20 protein-coding genes are annotated in these 21060 nt (G+C 62.2%); 17 read left to right on the forward strand and 3 right to left on the reverse strand.

All coding sequences use genetic code 11. From position 1 onward, the window contains the following. The first annotated feature begins 63 nt into the window (after positions 1-63). The 12 genes from serC to crcB all read left to right on the forward strand — a co-directional run bounded on the left by serC (position 64) and on the right by crcB (position 11565). On the forward strand, positions 64-1191 hold the full coding sequence (gene serC, locus RQP54_RS00230) for a 3-phosphoserine/phosphohydroxythreonine transaminase (RefSeq protein WP_315676071.1): 1128 nt from the start codon (positions 64-66) through the stop codon (positions 1189-1191). Between the two features lie 6 nt (positions 1192-1197). Continuing rightward, the gene (gene pheA / locus RQP54_RS00235; RefSeq protein ID WP_409997515.1) at positions 1198-2280 is read left to right on the forward strand and encodes a prephenate dehydratase; all 1083 of its coding nucleotides are present in this window, start codon (positions 1198-1200) and stop codon (positions 2278-2280) included. Between the two features lie 18 nt (positions 2281-2298). Beyond that, positions 2299-3174 carry a prephenate dehydrogenase gene (locus tag RQP54_RS00240; RefSeq protein ID WP_315676072.1) on the forward strand — a complete coding sequence of 292 codons (876 nt, stop codon included), beginning with the start codon at positions 2299-2301 and terminating at the stop codon, positions 3172-3174. Continuing rightward, complete coding sequence (locus RQP54_RS00245; RefSeq protein ID WP_315676073.1) at positions 3174-5189, forward strand: bifunctional 3-phosphoshikimate 1-carboxyvinyltransferase/cytidylate kinase; 2016 nt, start codon at positions 3174-3176, stop codon at positions 5187-5189. Before RQP54_RS00240 ends, RQP54_RS00245 begins: the two co-directional genes overlap by 1 nt. 155 nt (positions 5190-5344) lie before the next feature. Further along, positions 5345-7021: a 30S ribosomal protein S1 gene (rpsA, locus tag RQP54_RS00250; protein WP_315676074.1), complete on the forward strand. Its 1677-nt coding sequence runs from the start codon at positions 5345-5347 to the stop codon at positions 7019-7021. An 81-nt stretch (positions 7022-7102) separates the two neighbouring features. Next, on the forward strand, positions 7103-7408 hold the full coding sequence (locus RQP54_RS00255; RefSeq protein ID WP_315676075.1) for an integration host factor subunit beta: 306 nt from the start codon (positions 7103-7105) through the stop codon (positions 7406-7408). Between the two features lie 46 nt (positions 7409-7454). Beyond that, positions 7455-7760 (forward strand): LapA family protein, encoded by a 306-nt coding sequence (locus RQP54_RS00260; protein WP_315676076.1) that lies wholly within the window; start codon positions 7455-7457, stop codon positions 7758-7760. Then, complete coding sequence (gene lapB, locus RQP54_RS00265) at positions 7750-8904, forward strand: lipopolysaccharide assembly protein LapB (protein WP_315676077.1); 1155 nt, start codon at positions 7750-7752, stop codon at positions 8902-8904. Before RQP54_RS00260 ends, lapB begins: the two co-directional genes overlap by 11 nt. A 12-nt stretch (positions 8905-8916) precedes the next feature. Continuing rightward, on the forward strand, positions 8917-9846 hold the full coding sequence (gene rfaE1 / locus RQP54_RS00270) for a D-glycero-beta-D-manno-heptose-7-phosphate kinase (RefSeq protein ID WP_315676078.1): 930 nt from the start codon (positions 8917-8919) through the stop codon (positions 9844-9846). Beyond that, entirely contained in the window at positions 9843-10862 is a 1020-nt protein-coding gene (rfaD, locus tag RQP54_RS00275) for an ADP-glyceromanno-heptose 6-epimerase (protein WP_315676079.1), read from the forward strand. The genes rfaE1 and rfaD overlap by 4 nt, the downstream gene beginning before the upstream one ends. Positions 10863-10873: 11 nt before the next feature. After that, the gene (locus tag RQP54_RS00280; protein WP_315676080.1) at positions 10874-11167 is read left to right on the forward strand and encodes a helix-hairpin-helix domain-containing protein; all 294 of its coding nucleotides are present in this window, start codon (positions 10874-10876) and stop codon (positions 11165-11167) included. Then, positions 11167-11565, forward strand: a complete 399-nt coding sequence (gene crcB / locus RQP54_RS00285; RefSeq protein WP_315676081.1) for a fluoride efflux transporter CrcB — start codon at positions 11167-11169, stop codon at positions 11563-11565. The genes RQP54_RS00280 and crcB overlap by 1 nt, the downstream gene beginning before the upstream one ends. 51 nt (positions 11566-11616) lie before the next feature. Here crcB and RQP54_RS00290 read toward each other — a convergent pair whose 3' ends face one another. Next, positions 11617-12765: an alginate O-acetyltransferase AlgX-related protein gene (locus RQP54_RS00290; protein ID WP_315676082.1), complete on the reverse strand. Its 1149-nt coding sequence runs from the start codon at positions 12763-12765 to the stop codon at positions 11617-11619. An 8-nt stretch (positions 12766-12773) separates the two neighbouring features. After that, positions 12774-14159: an MBOAT family protein gene (locus RQP54_RS00295; RefSeq protein WP_315676083.1), complete on the reverse strand. Its 1386-nt coding sequence runs from the start codon at positions 14157-14159 to the stop codon at positions 12774-12776. Between the two features lie 294 nt (positions 14160-14453). Between RQP54_RS00295 and RQP54_RS00300 the strand changes: the two genes are divergently transcribed. The 5 genes from RQP54_RS00300 (at position 14454) to nhaD (ending at position 19727) form a co-directional block, all read left to right on the forward strand. Further along, positions 14454-15173, forward strand: a complete 720-nt coding sequence (locus tag RQP54_RS00300; protein WP_315677725.1) for a TerC family protein — start codon at positions 14454-14456, stop codon at positions 15171-15173. Next, on the forward strand, positions 15160-15627 hold the full coding sequence (locus RQP54_RS00305; protein ID WP_315676084.1) for a universal stress protein: 468 nt from the start codon (positions 15160-15162) through the stop codon (positions 15625-15627). Before RQP54_RS00300 ends, RQP54_RS00305 begins: the two co-directional genes overlap by 14 nt. Before the next feature lie 308 nt (positions 15628-15935). Continuing rightward, complete coding sequence (locus tag RQP54_RS00310; protein WP_315676085.1) at positions 15936-16538, forward strand: TRAP transporter small permease subunit; 603 nt, start codon at positions 15936-15938, stop codon at positions 16536-16538. Beyond that, positions 16538-18379 (forward strand): TRAP transporter large permease subunit, encoded by a 1842-nt coding sequence (locus tag RQP54_RS00315; protein ID WP_315676086.1) that lies wholly within the window; start codon positions 16538-16540, stop codon positions 18377-18379. The genes RQP54_RS00310 and RQP54_RS00315 overlap by 1 nt, the downstream gene beginning before the upstream one ends. Before the next feature lie 64 nt (positions 18380-18443). Then, positions 18444-19727, forward strand: coding sequence for a sodium:proton antiporter NhaD (nhaD, locus tag RQP54_RS00320; protein ID WP_315676087.1), 1284 nt, complete (start codon positions 18444-18446; stop codon positions 19725-19727). A gap of 149 nt (positions 19728-19876) precedes the next feature. Here nhaD and RQP54_RS00325 read toward each other — a convergent pair whose 3' ends face one another. Then, complete coding sequence (locus RQP54_RS00325; RefSeq protein ID WP_315676088.1) at positions 19877-20959, reverse strand: TRAP transporter substrate-binding protein; 1083 nt, start codon at positions 20957-20959, stop codon at positions 19877-19879. Between the last annotated feature and the right edge of the window lie 101 nt (positions 20960-21060).

Consider the following 21060-nt stretch of genomic DNA (forward strand, 5'->3'; position numbering starts at 1 on the left):
CATTCCGATAGCTGCTTGCGCAATGTTTACGCGGGCTTCGGCCCGATTTGATACCTAAAACCGATGCTGCGTCCGTACAACTTCTCCGCCGGCCCCGCCGCCATGCCCGCCGAAGTGCTGGCCCAGGCGGCCGATGAAATGCTCGATTGGCCGGATGCAACGGGCAAGCGATGCGGCATGGGCGTGATGGAGATGAGCCACCGCGGCAAGGAGTTCCTGTCCATCTACACCCAGGCCGAAGCCGACCTGCGTGAACTGCTGGCGGTGCCAAGCAACTTCAGGATCCTGTTCATGCAGGGCGGTGGACTGGCCGAAAACGCCATCGTGCCCCTGAACCTGGCCGCACGGCGCGGCGCGCAGGGTCACGCCCCGGCGGCCGATTTCGTGGTCACCGGCAGCTGGAGCGACAAGTCGCAGAAGGAAGCGCGCCGCTACTGCGACGTGCACATCGCCGCCAGCAACCAGGCCGAAGGCCACACCGCGATTCCCGCCGCGTCGACCTGGCAACTGCGCCAAGGCGTCAGCTATGTCCATGTCTGCGGCAATGAGACCATCAACGGCCTGGAGTACCACACCCTGCCCGACCTGAAGGCCCTGGGCAGCGATGCCGAACTGGTGGTGGACTTTTCCTCGAACGTGGCTTCGCGCCCCATGGATTGGAACAAGGTGGGGCTCGCCTTCGGTGGCGCCCAGAAGAACCTGGGCCCCGCCGGCCTAACCCTGGTGGTTGTGCGGGAAGACCTGCTGGGCCATGCGATGGCGCACTGCCCCAGCGCCTTCGACTACAAGCTGGTGGCCGATAACGGCTCCATGTACAACACCCCGCCCACCTACGCCATCTACATGGCGGGCCTGACCTTCCAGTGGCTCAAGCGCCAAGGCGGCGTCGCAGCCATGGAGCAGCGCAACATTGCCAAGGCCGAGTTGCTGTACCGCACCATCGACGCCTCCGGCCTGTACGAGAACCGCGTGGCGCCCGACTGCCGTTCACGCATGAACGTACCCTTCTTCCTGCGCAACGAAGCGCTGAACGACGCCTTCCTGGCCGGTGCCAAGGAGGCCGGGCTGCTGCAGCTCAAGGGCCACAAGTCGGTCGGCGGCATGCGCGCCAGCCTCTACAACGCCATGCCCCTGGAGGGCGTGCAGGCCCTGTGCAGCTACCTGCAGGAATTTGAACGCACCCACGGATAAGACCCCATGGCCCGCACCCTCCCCGAACTCCGCGCGCTGATTGACGCCGTCGACCTGGAACTGCTGCAACTGCTGAACAAGCGCGCCGGATATGCCAACGAAGTCGGCGAGATCAAGCGCCATGAAGGCTCGGTGGTGTTCCGCCCCGAACGCGAAGCGCAAGTGATTGCCGGCCTGCAGAAGGCCAACGACGGGGCCCTGCGCGACGAGAACATCGCCGTCATCTGGCGCGAGATCATGTCCGCCTGCCGCGCACTGGAAGCCCCGCAGCGCGTGGCCTACCTCGGCCCGTTCGGCACCTTCACGGAAGAGGCCGCGCTGCGCTTCTTCGGCTCCAGCATCCACAAGATTCCCTGCAACTCGTTCGACGAAGTGTTCCATGCCGCCACCTGCGGCAATGCGCAATACGGCGTGGTGGCGCTCGAAAACAGCACCGAAGGCGTGGTCACGCGCACGCTGGATTTGCTGCTGCACTCGCCCCTGCACATCGTCGGCGAAATCAGCCTGCTGATTCGCCACCAGCTGCTGCGCAGCACCAATTCGCTCGATGGCATCGAGGTGGTGCTGGCGCACCCGCAAGCGCTGGCCCAGTGCCAGGAATGGCTCAACACCCACCTGCCCCATGCCGAGCGCCGCGCCGTATCGAGCAATGCCGAGGGTGCCCGCCTGGCCGCCACCAACCCGGCCTGGGCCGGCATCGCCAGCGAACGCGCCGGCTCCGAGTTTGGCCTGCACATCGCCGCCCACGCCATCCAGGACGACCCGTTCAACCGCACCCGCTTTGCCGTGATCTGCCTGCCTTCGGTGCTGCCGGTACCGCAGGCCACCGGGCGCGACTGCACCAGCCTCGTGGTGTCGGTGCCCAACCGCCCCGGCGCCGTGCACGACATGCTGGTGCCGCTGAAGAAGCACGGTGTGTCCATGACGCGCTTCGAATCGCGCCCGGCGCGCTCGGGCCAATGGGAGTACCACTTCTTCATCGACCTGCAGGGTCACCCCAGCGAGCCCCACGTGGCCGCAGCGCTGGCCGACCTGCAGAACCTGTGCGCCTTCTACAAGATCCTGGGCGCCTACCCCTTGGCCGACTGATGGGAAGGGCCCGATCGCATGTTTGAACAATTGGGACTCATCGGATGCGGCCTCATGGGCGGCTCCTTCGCATTGGCGCTCAAGCGCGCCGGCCTGGTGCGCCGCGTGGTCGGCTACAGCAAGTCGCCCAGCACCACCGAACGCGCCCGTGCCATGGGCGTGATCGACGTGGAAGCGCCGTCGGCCCTGCTTGCCGTCTCAGGCGCCGACATCGTGCTGATTGCCGTCCCGGTGGCATCCACTGAAGCAACCTTCAAGGCCATCAAGCACCTGGTGTCCAATGACATGCTCATCATGGACGTGGGGTCGACCAAGTCGGACGTGATCCAGGCCGCCAGTCGCGTGCTGCGCGAGCGCGTCCGATCCTTCGTGCCGGCCCACCCCATTGCCGGCAAGGAGTTGGCCGGTGTGGAACATGCCGATCCCGAGCTCTACAAGGGGCGCCAGGTCATCCTGACCCCGAACGACCAAACCGGTGCTGCGCAGGTCCAGAAGGCCATCGACCTGTGGACGGCGCTGGGTTGCCGGGTGCTGCAGATGAGCCCCGAGCAGCATGATGCAGCCTACGCCGCCGTGAGCCACCTGCCCCACCTGCTGGCCTTTGCCATAATGAACGGCATCACCAGCCAGCCGCAGTCCAAGGATTACCTGTCATTGGCCGGTCCGGGCTTTCGCGACTTCACGCGCATTGCCGCCGGCGACCCCAAGGTCTGGCGTGACATCCTCCTGGCCAACCGCGACGAACTGCTCAAGCAGAGCCAGATCTTCCAGCGCAACCTGCACGCCCTGGAACTGGTGATCTCCAGCGGCAATGGCGAAGCCTTGCAAGGCCTGCTCGAGCAGGCAAGCCAAGCCCGGGGCAATTGGACCCTGGGCAACAACCCACAGAACTGATGTTTTCCACTGCTTTTCTCGACCTGCCCCCACTCGCCAGCGCGCAGGGCAGCATCACCCTGCCGGGCTCCAAGAGCATTTCCAACCGCGTACTGCTGCTGGCCGCCCTGTGCGAAGGCGTTACCACCATCCACGACCTGCTCGATTCGGACGACACCCGGGTCATGCTGGCGGCCTTGCGCCAGCTCGGTTGCACCATCGAACAATCCGGCGCCACCGTGCAGATCACCGGTCTGGGCGGCAGGATCGCACCGCAGAACGCACAGGCCGACCTGTTCCTGGGCAACGCTGGCACTGCCATGCGCCCCTTGACGGCCGCCCTCTCGGTACTGGGTGGCGACTTCCAGCTGCGTGGTATCCCGCGCATGCATGAGCGCCCCATCGGTGACCTGGTGGACGCGCTGCGCCAGCTTGGCTGCGATGTGCGCTACCTGGGTAACGAGGGTTACCCGCCGCTGCACATCGGCCAGGCCCACATTGCCATCGACGCACCGATCCGCGTGCGTGGTGACGTTTCCAGCCAGTTTCTCACCGCCTTGCTGCTGGCACTTCCGCTGGTTGCCCAAACCCAGGCCATCGTGATCGAGGTGGTGGGTGAACTCATTTCCAAACCCTACATCGAGATCACCCTGCAGTTGCTGGCGCGCTTTGGCGTACGGGTTCAGCGTGATGGCTGGCAGCGCTTCACCATTGCAGCGGGGGCCCGGTATACCAGCCCCGGCACCATCCATGTCGAGGCCGACGCCTCGTCCGCTAGCTATTTCATAGCGCTTGGCGCAATTGCCACGCGGGATGGAGGCGAAAATCACATCCACATCCAAGGCGTGGGGGCGGACAGCATCCAGGGTGACATCCGTTTCGTGGAAGCGGCCACCGCCATGGGTGCGAAGGTGGAAAGTGGACCGAACTGGCTCAAGGTGTCGCGCGGTAGCTGGCCCCTGAAGGCCATCGACCTCGACTGCAACCACATTCCTGACGCGGCCATGACCCTGGCGGTCATGGCTCTCTATGCCGAAGGCACCACCACCCTGCGCAACATCGCCTCCTGGCGTGTCAAGGAAACCGACCGCATCGCCGCCATGGCCTGCGAACTGCGCAAGCTGGGTGCCACGGTGGTCGAAGGGGAAGACTTCATTTCGGTCACCGCACCCGCTTCGAAGTCCGACTGGAAGGCGGCTTCGATCCACACCTACGACGACCACCGGGTGGCCATGTGCTTCTCGCTGGCCGTGTTCAACCCCGCAGGTCTGCCGGTGCGCATCGAAGACCCGAAATGCGTGGCGAAGACCTTTCCGGACTATTTCGAAGCATTGTTTTCTCTCGCAAAGGCGGACAGCGCAGCGATTCCCGTGCTGTGCGTGGATGGCCCCACAGCGTCCGGCAAAGGCACGCTGGCCACGGTACTGGCCGAACGCCTCGGCTACCACCTGCTGGACTCAGGCTCGCTGTACCGCATCACCGGGCTTGCCGCTACCCGCCGCGGCATCGCCATCGAACCAGCCAACGCCCAGGCACTGGCGGACATGGTGGGCGGCCTGCACATCCATTTTGAAGGCATGACAGTCTTCCTGGATGGCGAGGATGTGACCCAGGCCATCCGCACCGAGGAAGCCGGCATGAACGCTTCACGCATCGCTGCCCTACCGCCTGTGCGCATCGCCATGACCGCGTTCCAGCACAGCTTTGCCCAACTGCCTGGCCTGGTGGCCGACGGTCGCGACATGGGTACGGTGATCTTCCCTGAAGCGCCACTCAAGGTGTTCCTCACGGCCAGTGCCCAGAAGCGTGCGGAGAGGCGCCATAAGCAGTTGATTTCAAAAGGAATTGCAGCTACACTCGACAGTCTTCGCGCCGATTTGGAAGAACGTGACGCCCGCGACATGAACCGCAGCGTAGCGCCTTTGAAGCCAGCGCAGGACGCCCAACTTCTGGACAACTCCGATCTCACCGTCGAACAGTCGGTCGAATTGGTGCTGGGCTGGTGGCAAGGCAAGCAGCCGTTTCAACACACGTAGCAACGACTGGCGACAGCAAGTCGCGTCCCTCCTGGGGTCGCGCAAAACCGGGCCCCTGGTGCTCCTCTCGCGCGACAGCGCACTGGCAACAGGGTTCTACAACCTAACCCACGGGTCACACCGTGAGCAACTTGCGGTTCACGCCGCACAACAACATGTCTGAATCTTTCGCAGCCCTCTTTGAAGAGTCCCTCAAGCGTTCCGAAACCAAGGTTGGTGAAGTCGTCACCGCCGAAGTCATTCGCATCGAGCACAACTTCGTCGTGGTCAATGCCGGCCTCAAGTCGGAAGCCTATGTGCCTCTGTCCGAGTTCAAGAATGACCAAGGCGAACTCGAAGTTCAAGTGGGCGAGTTCATTTCCGTGGCCATCGTCGCCATGGAAAACGGTTACGGCGACACCATCGTCAGCCGCGACACCGCCAAGCGCCTGGCTTCCTGGATGAGCCTGGAAAAGGCCCTGGAATCCGGCGAGTTCGTCACCGGCACCACTTCCGGCAAGGTCAAGGGCGGCCTGACCGTTCTGGTCAACGGCATCCGCGCCTTCCTGCCCGGTTCGCTGGTCGATACACGTCCCACCAAGGACCTGTCTCCCTGGGAAAACAAGACCATGGAATTCAAGGTCATCAAGCTGGACCGCAAGCGCAACAACGTGGTGCTGAGCCGCCGTGCCGTGGTGGAAGCCTCCATGGGCGAAGAGCGCGCCAAGCTGATGGAAAACCTCAAGGAAGGTTCCATCGTCCGCGGCGTGGTCAAGAACATCACCGAATACGGTGCATTCGTGGACCTGGGTGGCATCGACGGCCTGCTGCACATCACCGACATGGCATGGCGCCGTGTCCGCCACCCCTCCGAGGTGGTGCAGGCTGGCCAAGAGATCTCTGCCAAGATCCTCAAGTTCGACACCGAGAAGAACCGCGTGTCCCTGGGCCTCAAGCAAATGGGCGACGATCCCTGGATGGGCGTCAACCGCCGCTACCCCTCCGGCACCCGCATGTTCGGCAAGATCACGAACATCGCCGACTACGGTGCATTCGTCGAACTCGAACCCGGCATCGAAGGCCTGGTGCACGTGTCCGAAATGGACTGGACCAACAAGAACGTTGCTCCTTCCAAGATCGTGTCCCTGGGTGACGAAGTCGAAGTCATGGTTCTGGAAATCGACGAAGACAAGCGTCGTATCTCCCTGGGCATGAAGCAGTGCAAGGCCAACCCCTGGCAGGAATTCGCCCAGAACACCAAGCGCGGCGACCGCGTCAAGGGCCCGATCAAGTCGATCACCGACTTCGGCGTGTTCGTGGGTCTGGCTGCCGGTATCGACGGCCTGGTGCACCTGTCTGACCTGTCCTGGAACGAGTCCGGCGAAGCCGCCGTGCGTGAGTTCAAGAAGGGCCAGGAAGTCGAAGCCATCGTGTTGGCTGTGGACGTGGACCGCGAGCGCATCTCCCTGGGCATCAAGCAACTCGATTCCGACCCCTTCACCACCTTCGTGTCGATCAACGACAAGGGTGCCACCGTGACCGGCAAGGTCAAGACCGTGGACCCCAAGGGCGCTGAAATCGACCTGGGCGAAGACGTCATCGGCTACCTGCGTGCTTCCGAAATCAGCCGCGACCGCGTCGAAGACGCCCGCAATGTGCTGAAGGAAGGCGACGAAGTCACCGCTGTGGTCGTGAACGTGGATCGCAAGAGCCGCAACATCCAGCTGTCCATCAAGGCCAAGGACGTGGCAGACCAGAACGAAGCCATGGCCAACCTGAGCCAGAACTCCGGCAACGCCGGCACCACCAGCCTGGGCGCTCTGCTGCGCGCCAAGCTGGACAACAACAACTAATCAGCTGTTGTAGACCCTGATCAACGGCCGAACGCTCCCTTCAGTGTGGGCTTCGGCCGTTTTCTTTTGTAGTGAATCACCATGACCCGCTCCGACCTCGTTGAAGAACTGGCCAACCGTTTTGCCCAACTGAACCACCGCGACTCCGAAATCGCCGTGAAGGCAATCCTGGACGCCATGAACGACGCCTTGGTGCGCGGCCACCGTATCGAAATCCGCGGTTTCGGAAGTTTCTCCATCAACCGCCGCCCGCCGCGCATGGGCCGCAACCCACGCAGTGGCGAAAGTGTCGCCATTCCCGAGAAGCGCGTTCCCCACTTCAAACCCGGCAAGGCCTTGCGCGAAGCCGTGGACAAGCGCACCGCCGAACTGCAGTCCAGGGCCTGAGTGGCTGCGATGCAGCGATAGAATCACCTCGCCTGCGAGGAGATCCATGAAACACCTGGCCTGGCTCTTTCGCACCCTGGTGAAAGCGGCCATATTCTTTACCCTGTTCGCGTTCACGCTCAACAATCAGGCGGACGTCACGGTCCATTTCTTCTTCGGTCGCCAATGGACCGGCCCGCTGATCCTGGTAGTGCTGGGTGCGTTCTGCATTGGTGTCATGCTTGGCATCGTGGCCATGGTGCCGCGCTGGTGGCGCCACCGCAGCGACGCCGAACAGGCGCGCCGGGCCATGCAAGGCCCGGCGGCCCCCGCCACGCCCCCATCCACTCCCCTACCACCCGATGGAATTTGATTTCAGTTTCTTCCTACTGGGCTTGCCCATCGCGTTCGGACTGGGGTGGCTCGCCTCACGCATGGACATCCGGCAACTGCGACTGGAAAACCAGCAAGCCCCCAAGGCCTATTTCAAGGGCCTGAATTTCCTGCTCAACGAACAGCAGGACCAGGCCATCGACGCATTCATCGAGGCGGTGCAGAACGACCCCGACACGTCGGAGCTGCATTTTGCCCTGGGCAACCTGTTTCGCCGCCGTGGCGAGTACGAACGGGCAGTGCGCGTGCACCAGCACCTGCTGTCGCGATCCGACCTCAGCCAGGATGACCGCCACCGCGCCCAGCACGCACTGGCGCTGGACTATCTCAAGGCTGGCCTGCTCGACCGCGCCGAGCAGGCCCTGCTCAAGCTCGAAGGCACCCGTTTCGAGGAGCAGGCGCGCCTGGCCCTGCTGGCCAACTACGAGCGCAGCCGCGACTGGCCACTCGCCGCCGGGGTGGCTCAGCGCCTGCAGGACAGCGGCCAGGGACATTTTGCGACACGACTGGCGCACTACCTGTGTGAGCAGGCGCAGACCCTGGTGCAGCAACAACAGGTCGATGAGGCCATGGCGCTCTACCGCCGAGCCATCGACACCGCCCCGGAGGCGGCCCGGGCGCGCATTGCGCTGGCCGAACTGCAGCACCGCCAAGGACAAACCTCGGACGCGTTCGAGACCCTGCTGGCTGCCCTTGACCATGCACCACAGGCCAGCCCGTTGGTCGCCCCCTTGCTGGCACGCTATGCCCAAGCCTGCGGCCAGCAGACACGTGCACTGGAGACCTTGCTGGCCTTGTACCGCGGCCCACACCCATCCCTCGACGTGCTCGATGCGATTGTCTCCCTGCAAGCACCCGACGCCCTGGAGAGTGCGCGCGACTGGTATGTGCAACACCTGGAAAAGGAGCCCTCGCTGGTGGCTGCCGCCAAGTGGATTGCGGGCGAGAAGCTGGAGCACGAACAGTTCCACCCCCAGGTGCAGCGCGCCCTGGACCACGCCGTCAAGCCTCTCACACGCTACCGCTGCGCCGCCTGCGGGTTTGAAGCCAAGAGTCACTTCTGGCAGTGCCCGGGTTGCCAGACCTGGGACAGCTACCCCGCACGGCGCGTCGAAGAGCTATAAACACCGATTCGTATGGACATCAACAAAGCAAAACTATCCGCCTCCCGCGTGCTGGTCGTCGGCGACGTCATGCTCGACCGCTACTGGTACGGCGCCGTTGACCGCATCAGCCCAGAGGCCCCGGTGCCCGTGGTGCGCGTCACGCGCGAGGAAGAACGCTGCGGTGGCGCCGCCAACGTGGCCTTCAACGCTGCATCGCTGGGTGCGCAGGCATCTTTGCTGACCGTGGTCGGTGACGACGAGGCCAGCCACAAGCTCGAACGCATCGTCGCCCGTACCGGCATCCGCACCCACTTCGGTCGCGACGCGGACCTGCAGACCACCGTCAAGCTGCGCGTGATCGGGCGCCAGCAGCAGTTGATCCGTCTGGACTTCGAGAACACCCCCAAGACCGAGGTGCTGGCCACCCAGACCGAAACCTTCGCACAACTGCTGCCCAGCCACGAGGCTGTGCTGTTTTCGGACTACTGCAAGGGCGGGCTGGCCCACGTGAGCGACATGATTGCCCGGGCACGCGCCGCCGGCAAGCCGGTGCTAATCGACCCCAAGGGGGCCGACTATTCGCGCTACCGCGGCGCCAGCGTCATCACCCCCAACCGGGCCGAGCTGCAGCAGGTGGTGGGCCACTGGAACAGCGAAACCGAACTGCGCGCCAAGGCGCACCAGTTGCGCGCGGACCTGCAGCTCGACGCTGTGCTGCTGACCCGCAGTGAGGAAGGCATGACCCTCTTTGATGCCGATGGCGAACTCCACGTGAGCGCCCAGGCCCGTGAGGTGTTTGACGTGACGGGCGCTGGGGACACCGTCATTGCCACCATGGCCGCCCTGGTGGGGGCGGGCATGACGCTGCGTGAAGCCGTACCCCACGCCAACCGCGCCGGCGGCATCGTGGTCGGCAAATTCGGCACCGCTGCCGTGTCTTTCGAGGAGTTGTTCGCATGACCCGAATTGTTGTAACTGGCGCCGCAGGTTTTATTGGCAGCAACATCATCGCCGGGCTCAACGCCCGCGGCCTCACCGACATCATTGCGGTCGATGACCTGACCCAGGGCGACAAGTTCCGCAACCTGGCCGACCTGCAGATCGCCGACTACGTGGACGCCGGCACCTTTTACGACGAATTCGCTTCCGGCCACTACGGCCAGATCGAAGCGGTGTTCCACGAAGGCGCCTGCAGCGACACCATGGAACTTGATGGCAAGTACATGATGGCCAACAACTACACGCTGTCGTGGAACCTGTTCCAGGCCTGCCAGAAGCGCGGCGCGCGCCTGCTGTATGCGTCGAGTGCCGCCACCTACGGCGGCTCCAGCACCTTCCGCGAAGACCCTGCGTTTGAGTTGCCACTGAACGTGTACGGCTACTCGAAGCTGCTGTTCGACCAACGCATGCGCCGCGAGTGCGGTGTCAACTTCGAACGCACCAAGGCCGGCCGCACCCACCAGGTGGTGGGTTTCCGCTACTTCAACGTGTACGGCCCGCGTGAACAGCACAAGGGCCGCATGGCCAGCGTCGCCTTCCACCAATACCACCAGTTCCAGGGCGAAGGAAAAGTCAAGCTGTTCGGCGAATACGGCGGCTACGCAGCTGGTGGCCAGATGCGGGACTTCGTCTTCGTGGACGATGTGGTCGCGGTCAACCTCTGGTTCTTCGACAACCCCTCCAAGGTCGGCATCTTCAACCTCGGTTCCGGCCGCGCGCAGCCGTTCAACGACGTTGCCAGCTCGGTGGTCAACGCCCTGCGCACGCTGCGTGGTGACGCCCCCTTGCCGCTGGCCGACATCGCCGCCCAGGGCCTGGTCGAGTACGTTCCTTTCCCCGATGCGCTGCGCGGCAAGTACCAGTGCTATACCCAGGCGGATCTCACGGCACTGCGCAGCGCCGGTTGCGACCATGCGTTCGTGGATGTGCAGACCGGAGTCGCCAAGTACGTGCAGTGGCTGCACCAGCGCGGCTGAAGACACTCGCCATGAAGCAGCCACTTCACACCCTGCGTACCGGCTTGGCGGCTCTTTGCCTGGCCCTGGCCACCAGCGCGTTTGCCGTGGACGCCAATACCGCCACGGAAGCGGAATTGGACAGTGTCAAGGGGCTCGGGCCCAGCCAGACCGCGCGCATCCTGCAGGCCCGTGAAAAAGGCCTGTTCAAGAACTGGGCCGACCTGATGGCGCGCGTCAAGGGCATCAAGCCCGCCACCGCTGCCAAGCTGACGGCCAACGGCCTGACCGTGAACGAACAAGGCTACCAGCCCCCTGCGAAATGATGCTCCAGGTGTTCGCCATCTGCCTGGGCGCCTGCGCGGGCGCACTGGCGCGCTGGCAACTCGGGCTGTGGCTCAACCCCACCGGCGTGGTGGTGGGCAGCACCTTGCCCCTGGGCACCCTGGCGGCCAACCTCATCGGCGGCTACCTCATCGGCGTCTGTGTGGCCGTGTTCCAGGCCTTGCCGGAACTGCACCCGGCATGGCGACTGGCGCTGGTCACCGGCTTCCTGGGCGCCCTGACCACCTTTTCCAGTTTCTCCGCCGAAGTGGTGGCCATGCTGGGGCAGGAGCGTTATGCCTTGGCCCTGGGCACCTCGGCACTGCACCTGCTCGGGTCACTGGCCATGACCATTGCCGGCATCCGATCCGCTAGCATTTTCCTAGCTACCCACGCATAGTTTGCGCGGGCTGCAGGCCAATTTCTATCCCAAATCCGTTCTGTATCGCGCTCAAGGGCCGACCAGACCGACGCTGCGCAACCAGTCCTTCTCCTCCCCCAAGGGACGGTAGAGAAAACGCTCGGGCAACTCCCACACCAGCACATTCGGTGGTGCGGATGTGAACGCCTCGTCTTTCAGGTAGGCGGTGGTCGCCTGCAGGAAACCGCCTCCGTCCTTCGACACGTTGAGCACCTTGCGCGAAAGTGCCTGCTGCAACGCACCATGGAAGTTGCCTCGCTGCGAATACGAGGTGCCAGTCAGCACCACCGGGACCGCCGCATCACCGAACAAGCCGACGGCGGCGTCCTGTGAGACCTGGCTGGTTGCCCTTGGTGTCTCGCGGTCCGGCAAGGGACGCCAGCCGTTGGGCACCGACTCGAGCCCCATGAGACGCAACAGGTCGCCAGGACGCTCCCCCTCCGGGCCTTGCGGCGCGGTTTCGAAGCGCGTATCGCCAGCGCCCGCCAGCATCGACTGAATCTGCTTGGCAATGGCCTGTGCGGCGATCTCGGCCCCGTCCTGGTTCCAGTGCGTGTCGGTGCGGTAATAAACCGGTTTGGTGCGCCCGGCCTGCGTCAACGGTGTGACCAAGTCCACCACCGGTACACCGGCATTGCGCAAACCATCCAGGGCCGCCGTGTAGCGGCCCTGCAGGTAGGACGGATAGCCACCCTGCACCCATTCCGCGTAGATGCGTGCCTTGTCGGGTACCACCGCCACCACCAGTTCCACCTGCTTCTTCGCCAAGGCCTGGCGGGTTTGCTGCAGCAGGGCTACACGTGCGGCCAGCTGCTCCTGGCCATGGTCATCAAACTGCACTTCCTCGGTAAGGAAGATCCAGCCATCGCGCCCCAGGCGCACCTGGTCGTTGGCTCCACCGGTGATGCGCCAGCGCAGGGCATTGGCAAAGGCGATGATGTCGGCCCGCTGCGGCATCGCCTTGTCCAGCGACTTCTCGATCGCCCCCGTCATGCGGCCGTCGCGGAAGGCGTCAATTCCGTGCGGAAATTCGATCGGCTTGCCGGATGCCAGGGCCAACACGTACTGGCTGGCACCTGCCAGGACCACCAGGCCCAAAGCCGCGGCTGCCGCATGCCGGTGCCAGCGCTCCAGTACAGAATCAGCCGGCCCGTTGGAAGCGTTCAGGGTGTCTTGCATGGCAGCGCTCAGAATTGGAAATACAGGAACGGTGTGAACGACTGCGACGACAGGGTCGCCACCGCCCACACGAACAAGGGGATCAGCGCATAGCGCAGCACACTGCCACGCTGGCGGCGCAGCCAGGGCATGGCGTACACCAGACCGATACCGAACACCAGCACCAGCAGTCGCTCGGGCACCACCTGCCAGGACATCGGGTCCGAAATTCCCAGGCCCTGCATACCCGCCATGCCCTTGAACATGCGCATCGCACCTGCCACGTCCGCGGCGCGGAAAAAGACCCAGCCAATGATGACCAGCAGCATGGTCTTGGCCACCCGCACCACTGCAGGCAGGCGGCTCGGCCCGAAGCGCTCTTCGAGGTAGCGCTCGACCGCGAGGATGCCCCCGTGCCAGGCCCCCCAGATCACGAAGGTGAAGTTGGCGCCATGCCACAGGCCTCCGAGCAGCATGGTGAGGAACAGGTTGATGTAGGTACGCACCCTGCCCTTGCGGTTGCCCCCGAGCGCGATGTACAGGTACTCGCGCAGCCAGTTCGACAAGGACATGTGCCAGCGCTTCCAGAATTCGGTGATGGACTTGGAGGTGTAGGGGTCGTTGAAGTTTTCGGGAAAGACAAAACCGATCATCAATGCCAAGCCGATGGCCATGTCGGTATAGCCGCTGAAGTCGAAGAACAGCTGCACGGTGTAGGCCACCGCGCCCAACCAGGCATCGGCCAGACTGGGATTACTCAGCGCAAACGCGGCGTCGGCCAACGGGGCGACCGAGTCGGCTATCAGCACCTTCTTGCAGAACCCCACCATGAAGATCACGCAACCGCGGCTGAAGCGCTCCATGGAGTGCACCCGGCTGCCGAACTGCTGCGCCAGCAGGTGGTAGCGCAGCACCGGGCCCGCGACCAGGTGCGGAAAGAGGGCAATGAATGCCGCAAAGTCGATCAGGTTGCGCGCCGGCGGCGCCTCTTCGCGGTAGATGTCGACCAGGTAGCTGATGGCATGGAAGATGTAGAACGACAGGCCGATGGGCAGGAGCACATGGGACCAGGGCATGGCTTCGAACCCCATGGCCACCAGCAGGGCATTGAAGGTCTCCACCCCGAAATTGGCGTACTTGAAATAGGCCAGCGCGGCCAGGTTCAGCACCACCCCCAGCGTCAGGTAGCGGTACTTGGTGGCCTTGTCGGCAGCCGATCCAATGGCCAGCGCGATGGCGTAGGAAACCACCGTGACCCCCACCAGCAGGCCCAGGAAGTCCGGGCGCCACCATGCATAAAAAGCATAGCTGAACGCCAGAATCAGCGCCGACCGCCAGCGCTGCGGGGAGAGGTAATAGCTCGCCAGGAACAGCGGCAGAAACGCAAACAGAAAGAGATTGGAGCTAAATACCATACGAATTTTTCGAGTCGACAATGCACTTCCATCGCGGACTGAATGCGAGGACAAATACATGTGGCATGGGGCTGATGTTACGCGCAATGCCTAGCCAGTCGCCGTGAAGTATTTCGCTACTCGTCCCAATATTCCCTGCAAGACAATCCGGCGCACTGATAGTGAACAACTTTGGTTAGCCGTTGCACCGCTGGGGAGACATCTGCACCGGCCGAATCCGTTTCCCACGGCTATGGCCCCAGACCTAGGCAATTACCAAGTACGATTCACTTGGTTGCCATTGAAAAAACCAGCATGCCAGATTTCACTTCATCGTTGTTTTGGATTTCCGTACTGCAAATCATCGCAATCGACATCATGCTCGGCGGCGACAACGCCGTCGTTATTGCATTGGCCTGTCGCAAGCTACCGCCTGAGCAGCGCAATAGAGGGATATTCTGGGGTGTGGTGGGTGCGATCGGACTACGGATTGCACTGATCTATTTCGCTCTGCGACTGCTTGAGTTGCCTTACCTGAAGATTTTTGGTGCACTTCTGTTGCTTTGGATTGGAATCAAGCTCCTCGTCCCCGAAGATGAGCAACACGACGCTATCGACGGTGGCACCACCCTGTTGAACGCCATCAAAACGATCATTGTTGCCGATGCAGTCATGAGTTTGGACAACGTAATCGCCGTCGCTGGTGCGTCCCACGGGTCGCTCATATTGGTGACATTCGGCATTTTGGTATCTATCCCCATCGTGGTGTGGGGAAGTAAGCTGGTGTTGACGCTCATGGACCGATTCCCTCTAGTAATCACATTGGGTGGGGCACTGTTGGGCTGGATTGCTGGAGGGATGATGCTGACCGACCCAGCCATGCCGAAGTCGCTATCGGAATCAATGCCACATGCGAACTATGTATTCTCTGCAATCGGAGCCGTACTAGTGGTCGTCATCGGAAAGTGGAAAGCAAGGCAAAGACAACCACCAAGTCCGCACGACATATCTGCGGCATCCAATGAAAACCGATAACGGAAAGAATGGAATGACATCTCATACACCAGAGCATTGGTTAGTACCGATTGATGGATCGGACCATTCAATCCACGCCTTGAAACTTGCGATCAGCGAAGCACAGGCACGACTTACAACACCGAAGTTGATGCTACTCAATGTGCAACTGCCGTTGCCGTCGGACGTTACCCGGTTTATCGACGGCGGAACCATTGATGAATTCCACCGCGAAGCCGGTGAACGCGCTGTTCAGGCCGCAAAAGACCTCGTGGAAGCTACTGGACTTGCGCACTCGGTCCACATCGTGGTGGGGTCTGTCGCATCGACGATTGTTGCATTCGGATCGAGCAACGCCTGCACAAGGATCGTCATGGGGACCCATGGGCACAGCAGTGTCGCAGCAATGATCATGGGATCGGTCACAACCAAAGTTCTGCACCAAAGTACTTTGCCTGTACTGCTCACGAAATAAGCTTTCTGCCCTGCGGCGGAATGGACAACTCACCCGAGCCGCGCAAAATGCCCGGATTGCAACGGTTTGGAAGTCTCCACAGCGGTACGACGTATTTCTGCCGGTCAAAGCGGTCACATCGCTGGCCACCAAAGGCCCCGCCGAGCAATGTCGTCAAAATCGATTTCACGGGCCTTGGCCAAGCCCAGACAAACCCTAGCCGTCAGCATCTCTTCAGCACACGAGCCAGAGACAAGGCGTAGACTCGCGGCTCGCAAGTGGGTATTGCCAATGTTTTTGTGCTGCCCACCACTACAACGGAGACAACCATGACACCTTTGCTCTCGCTGTCCAGACTGATCGACAAGGTCAGCACCCTGGTCGGCAAACTCACCATGTGGCTCATTCTGGCCACCACGCTCATCAGTGCAGGCAATGCACTGGTGCGCAAGTTCTTCAACAGCAGCTCCAACGGCCTGCTGGAAATCCAGTGGTACCTGTTTGCCGGCGTGTTCATGCTGGGGGCCAGCTACGGTTTCCTGAAGAATTCCCATGTCCGCATCGACTTCATCTCCAGCAAGCTGTCGGACCGCGGACGCAACTGGGTGGACGTGGTCGGCATCGTGGCGGTGCTGTTTCCGTTCTGCATCATCGGCATCTCCTTGGGTTGGCCCTTCTTCATGCAGGCCTTCACCAGCGGTGAAATGTCGCAAAACGCTGGCGGCCTGATCCGCTGGCCGGCCTACCTGCTCATCCCCGTGGGCTTTGCCCTGCTGATGCTGCAGGGTGTGTCCGAACTCATCAAGCGCCTGGCCTTCCTCACCGGCAACGGCCCCGACGTATTGAATAGCGAAGACACCAAGTCCGACGAACAAAAGCACCTGGAAGCGCTCGAAGCCCAGGCCGCTGCCCAGTTGGGAGGTACCAAGTAATGCAAGAGACTTTCCTGGCACAGCAGTTTGTGCCCATCATGTTCATCACCCTGTTCGCCGTGTTGCTGACAGGCTTTCCCGTCGCTTTCGGTCTGGCAGCAACCGGCCTGGGGCTGGGCTTTGTCGGCATCCAGGCCGGCATCTTCCCCGCGGCCATGTTCCAGGCTCTGCCCTTGCGCATCTTCGGCATCATGCAGAACGACACCCTGCTGGCCATTCCGTTCTTCACCTTCATGGGCATCATCCTGGAGCGAAGCGGCATGGCCGAAGACCTGCTGGAAACGGTAGGCCAGGTGTTCGGCCCGGTGCGCGGTGGCGTGGCCATCGCCGTCATCCTGGTGGGTGCGCTGCTGGCCGCTACCACCGGTGTTGTGGCCGCAGCGGTCATTTCCATGGGCCTCATCTCCCTGCCCGTCATGCTGCGCTACGGCTACAGCCGCACCATCGCCACCGGCACCATCACTGCCTCGGGCACCCTGGCGCAGGCCATTCCGCCTTCGCTGGTGCTGATCGTTCTGGCCGACCAGCTGGGTCGCTCCGTCGGTGACATGTATTCCGGCGCGTTGATTCCCGGTCTGCTGCTGGTAGGCCTGTACATCGCCTTCATCGTGGCCGTGGCCATTTTCAAGCCCGCCATGGTGCCGGCCTTGCCGCCCGAGGCCTTGCTGTACAAGGAAGACAACGGTGCATCGGGCCACAAGTCCCTGCTGGCACTGGCACTGATCTGCACCGCCGTGGGCTACGGCTGGGCCCAAGTGCACGACGGCCTGATGACCCAATGGCTGGAACGTGCCACCAAGTCGCCCGGCGATGAAATCGTCATCATGTCCTTGACACTGGCCTCCCTCACCGGCCTGGCACTGGCCATCGTGAACAAAGTGATCGGCCTGAAGCTGCTTTCGCGCCTGGCCGAGCAAGTGACCTTTGTGCTCATGCCACCGCTGATCCTGATCTTCCTGGTACTGGGCACCATCTTCCTGGGCGTAGCCACTCCCACCGAAGGCGGCGCCATGGGTGCACTGGGTGCCATGGTGCTGGCCATTGGCAAGAAGCGCCTGTCCTTCAGCCTGATGAAGCAGGCATTGGAAAACACCGCCAAGCTGGCCAGCTTCGTGCTGTTCATCCTGATCGGCTCCACCGTGTTCAGCTTCACCTTCAACGCCGCCGACGGCCACATCTGGGTCGAGCATCTGTTCGCCAGCATGCCCGGTGGCGCCTGGGGCTTCCTGCTCGTGGTGAACATTCTGGTGTTCATCCTCGGTTGCTTCATCGACTTCTTCGAGATCGCCTTCATCGTGATCCCGCTGCTGGCGCCCGTGGCCGAGAAGCTACTGCCCGGTCTGGTCCCCGGCATGACTCCCGACCAGGCGATGATCTGGTTTGGCGTGATCATTGCCATGAACCTGCAGACCTCGTTCCTGACACCGCCCTTCGGCTTTGCGCTGTTCTACCTGCGCAGCGTGGCCGCCAAGTTCGACTACAAGGACCGTGTCACCGGCAAGCTGATTCCCTCGGTCAAGACCGTGGAAATCTACAAAGGCTCCATCGCCTTCATCATCCTGCAGCTGATCATGGTGGTTGCAGTTGTTGCCTTCCCGGTGCTGGTCACCGGAGGGATCGAAAAAACCGAAACCCTGAACGCCGACCAGATCATGGAGCAGCTGGAAATGCCCAAGGCCGAGGGTGAAGCAGACCCCGCGGCAGCGATGGAAAACGCCGCCAAGGAAGGCGAGGCCAAAGAGGGCGAAATGCCCAACCCGGCCGCCGATGCCGCGAAGGAAGACGACCCCATGAAAGCCATGCTGGAAGAGGCCGAGAAAGACGCCAAGAAGAAGCCCTGAGCCGGGCCGACACAACAAGGGGCCCGGCGGGCCCCTTTTTTTCCATAACTACAAAGGAGACAGCATGCTGACCACACTCGTCATCATTTTTGTGCTGGCCTACGCCGCCATTGCGCTCGAACACCCGCTGCACATCAACAAGTCGGCCAGCGCCCTGCTCGGCGCGGGCCTGTTGTGGACCATCTACGCGCTGGGCCAGGGCGACGCCCACCTGGTGGGCGAGCACCTCAACGAATCGCTCATGGGCACGGCGCAGATCGTGTTCTTCCTCATGGGTGCCATGACCATCGTCGAGGTGGTGGACGCGCACAACGGCTTCGAGGTCATCACCTCGCGCATCAAGACGCAGAAGCTCTCCAGTCTGATGTGGATGGTGGGGTTCGTGGCGTTCTTCCTGAGCTCCATCCTCGACAACCTGACCACCACCATCGTCATGGTGTCGCTGATGAAGAAGCTGCTCGACAAGCGCGAAGACCGCCTGTTCTTTGCGGGCATCATCATCATTGCAGCCAACGCCGGTGGCGCCTGGACACCCATCGGCGACGTCACCACCACCATGCTGTGGATTGGCGGCCAAATCACAGCCGTGGAGATCATGAAAGGACTGTTCATTCCCTCCATGATCAACCTGCTGGTACCACTCGCGGTGACCGCCATGGTGCTGGGAAACCGCCCGGTCATTGCACCACAGCGCAACCCCGAAGAAGAGCCCTTCGAGACCAGCGCCTTCGAGCGCAACCTCATGTTCTACATGGGTCTTTCCATCCTGGTGCTGGTACCGGTGTTCAAGACCGTGACCCACCTGCCGCCTTTCATGGGCATTCTGTTGGGCCTGGGCGTGCTGTGGCTGGTGGGTGACTTGGTGCACCGCAAGACCGAAGACCTGCGCAAGCAGCGCTTGACGCTGGCACGGGCACTCACCCGCATCGACATGAGCTCCATCGTGTTCTTCATTGGCATCCTGCTCAGCGTGGCGGTGCTGGAGCACACCCATATCCTCTCCAGCATTGCCAAATGGCTGGACACCACCGTGGGCCGCCAGGACATCATCGTTGTCCTGATCGGGCTGGTGAGTGCAGTGGTGGACAACGTGCCTCTGGTAGCCGCCAGCATGGGCATGTACAGCCTGGAGCAGTACCCCACCGACAGCTTCCTGTGGGAATTCATGGCCTACTGTGCTGGTACGGGCGGCTCCATCCTCATCATCGGCTCCGCCGCCGGTGTGGCGGCCATGGGCCTGGAGAAGATCGACTTCTTCTGGTACATGAAACGCATCAGCGGCCTGGCCTTGCTGGGCTATGCCGGTGGAGCGATTGCCTACATCATCCAGTACAACCTGCTGCACTAAAACAATTCCGCGGGCCCACAGTGCACGCGCAATAGGGGCCTCTGGGGCCCCTGTTTTTTGGCGCTCACAACCAGGAAGAGAACGCACGGCCATAAAAAAACCCCGCCAAGGCGGGGTTCTGTACGTCGGCCCGAAGGCCGATGCGGTGCTTACAGCTTTTGCGCCTGCATGAAGCTGTCGAAACGCGCTTCTGTGAAACGGAACCACAGGTTCTGGTCCTTGCGGAAAGCGGCCATGTCTTCGTAGACCTTCTTCCAGTTTTCGTTCTTGGCGCTCAGTTCGGCGTAGATAGCCATGGCTTCCTTGAAAGCCAAGTCCATCACATCCTTGGGGAAGGGCAGCACTTTGACCTTCTGGCCTACCAGCTGCTTGAGCGCTCCGGGGTTCTTGGCGTCGTACTTGGCTTGCATTTCGGTGTGGGCATAGGCCGCAGCCGCTTCCACAATCGCCTTGTATTCGGGGCTCAGTGCCTCGTACGCTTCCTTGTTGATGTACAGGTCGAGCTGTGGGCCACCTTCCCACCAGCCGGGGTAGTAATAGAAGGGCGCAACCTTGTTGAAGCCCAGCTTCTGGTCGTCGTACGGACCCACCCACTCAGCGGCGTCAATGGTGCCTTTTTCCAATGCGGTGTAGATTTCACCGCCAGGAATGTTTTGGGGCACGCCACCCATGCGCTCGAACACCTTACCGGCAAAGCCACCAATGCGCATCTTCATGCCCTTGATGTCCTTGACCGACTTGATTTCCTTGCGGTACCAGCCGCCCATCTGCGCACCGGTGTTGCCCATGGGGAAGCTGACGATGTTGTACTTGGCGTAGAACTCGCGCATCAGCTTCAAGCCATTGCCCTGGTACTGCCAGGCGGTCATCTGGCGGCTGTTCAGACCGAAGGGGATGGCGCAACCCAGTGCAAAGGTCTCGTCCTTGCCGAAGAAGTAATAGGGGGCGGTGTGAGCCATTTCCACGGTCTTGTTTTGCACGCCATCGACCACGCCGAAGGGAGGCATCAGCTCGCCACCGGGATGCACGGTAATGACAAACTTGCCACCGGACATTTCGCCGACTTTCTTGGCGAAGGTTTCAGCGGCACCGAAGATGGTGTCCAGCGCCTTGGGGAAGCTGGAGGCCAGACGCCAGCGAATAGTGGCCGACTGGGCCTGCACAGCGGGTGCAGCACCAGCGGCGATTACACCGGCGACGCCAGCGTTCTTGAGGGCGGAACGACGATCCATGTATTGACTCCTTGGATGGTTAGGGAACATGCCATGCTGGAACAGCACGACACAAGACGCAATTACGGTCTGCGGTCATTGTAGGAACGCCACCGCGGTCA

Source organism: Curvibacter sp. APW13 (genome assembly GCF_032337135.1).
GTDB lineage: Bacteria > Pseudomonadota > Gammaproteobacteria > Burkholderiales > Burkholderiaceae_C > Allorhodoferax.

Excerpts from the sequence above, each read along its gene's own strand:
- serC (WP_315676071.1), top strand. The coding sequence starts at position 64 with ATGCTGCGTCCGTACAACTTCTCCGCCGGCCCCGCCGCCATGCCCGCC.
- pheA (WP_409997515.1), top strand. The coding sequence starts at position 1,198 with ATGGCCCGCACCCTCCCCGAACTCCGCGCGCTGATTGACGCCGTCGAC.
- RQP54_RS00240 (WP_315676072.1), top strand. The coding sequence starts at position 2,299 with ATGTTTGAACAATTGGGACTCATCGGATGCGGCCTCATGGGCGGCTCC.
- RQP54_RS00245 (WP_315676073.1), top strand. The coding sequence starts at position 3,174 with ATGTTTTCCACTGCTTTTCTCGACCTGCCCCCACTCGCCAGCGCGCAG.
- rpsA (WP_315676074.1), top strand. The coding sequence starts at position 5,345 with ATGTCTGAATCTTTCGCAGCCCTCTTTGAAGAGTCCCTCAAGCGTTCC.
- RQP54_RS00255 (WP_315676075.1), top strand. The coding sequence starts at position 7,103 with ATGACCCGCTCCGACCTCGTTGAAGAACTGGCCAACCGTTTTGCCCAA.
- RQP54_RS00260 (WP_315676076.1), top strand. The coding sequence starts at position 7,455 with ATGAAACACCTGGCCTGGCTCTTTCGCACCCTGGTGAAAGCGGCCATA.
- lapB (WP_315676077.1), top strand. The coding sequence starts at position 7,750 with ATGGAATTTGATTTCAGTTTCTTCCTACTGGGCTTGCCCATCGCGTTC.
- rfaE1 (WP_315676078.1), top strand. The coding sequence starts at position 8,917 with ATGGACATCAACAAAGCAAAACTATCCGCCTCCCGCGTGCTGGTCGTC.
- rfaD (WP_315676079.1), top strand. The coding sequence starts at position 9,843 with ATGACCCGAATTGTTGTAACTGGCGCCGCAGGTTTTATTGGCAGCAAC.
- RQP54_RS00280 (WP_315676080.1), top strand. The coding sequence starts at position 10,874 with ATGAAGCAGCCACTTCACACCCTGCGTACCGGCTTGGCGGCTCTTTGC.
- crcB (WP_315676081.1), top strand. The coding sequence starts at position 11,167 with ATGCTCCAGGTGTTCGCCATCTGCCTGGGCGCCTGCGCGGGCGCACTG.
- RQP54_RS00290 (WP_315676082.1), bottom strand. The coding sequence starts at position 12,765 with ATGCAAGACACCCTGAACGCTTCCAACGGGCCGGCTGATTCTGTACTG.
- RQP54_RS00295 (WP_315676083.1), bottom strand. The coding sequence starts at position 14,159 with ATGGTATTTAGCTCCAATCTCTTTCTGTTTGCGTTTCTGCCGCTGTTC.
- RQP54_RS00300 (WP_315677725.1), top strand. The coding sequence starts at position 14,454 with ATGCCAGATTTCACTTCATCGTTGTTTTGGATTTCCGTACTGCAAATC.
- RQP54_RS00305 (WP_315676084.1), top strand. The coding sequence starts at position 15,160 with ATGAAAACCGATAACGGAAAGAATGGAATGACATCTCATACACCAGAG.
- RQP54_RS00310 (WP_315676085.1), top strand. The coding sequence starts at position 15,936 with ATGACACCTTTGCTCTCGCTGTCCAGACTGATCGACAAGGTCAGCACC.
- RQP54_RS00315 (WP_315676086.1), top strand. The coding sequence starts at position 16,538 with ATGCAAGAGACTTTCCTGGCACAGCAGTTTGTGCCCATCATGTTCATC.
- nhaD (WP_315676087.1), top strand. The coding sequence starts at position 18,444 with ATGCTGACCACACTCGTCATCATTTTTGTGCTGGCCTACGCCGCCATT.
- RQP54_RS00325 (WP_315676088.1), bottom strand. The coding sequence starts at position 20,959 with ATGGATCGTCGTTCCGCCCTCAAGAACGCTGGCGTCGCCGGTGTAATC.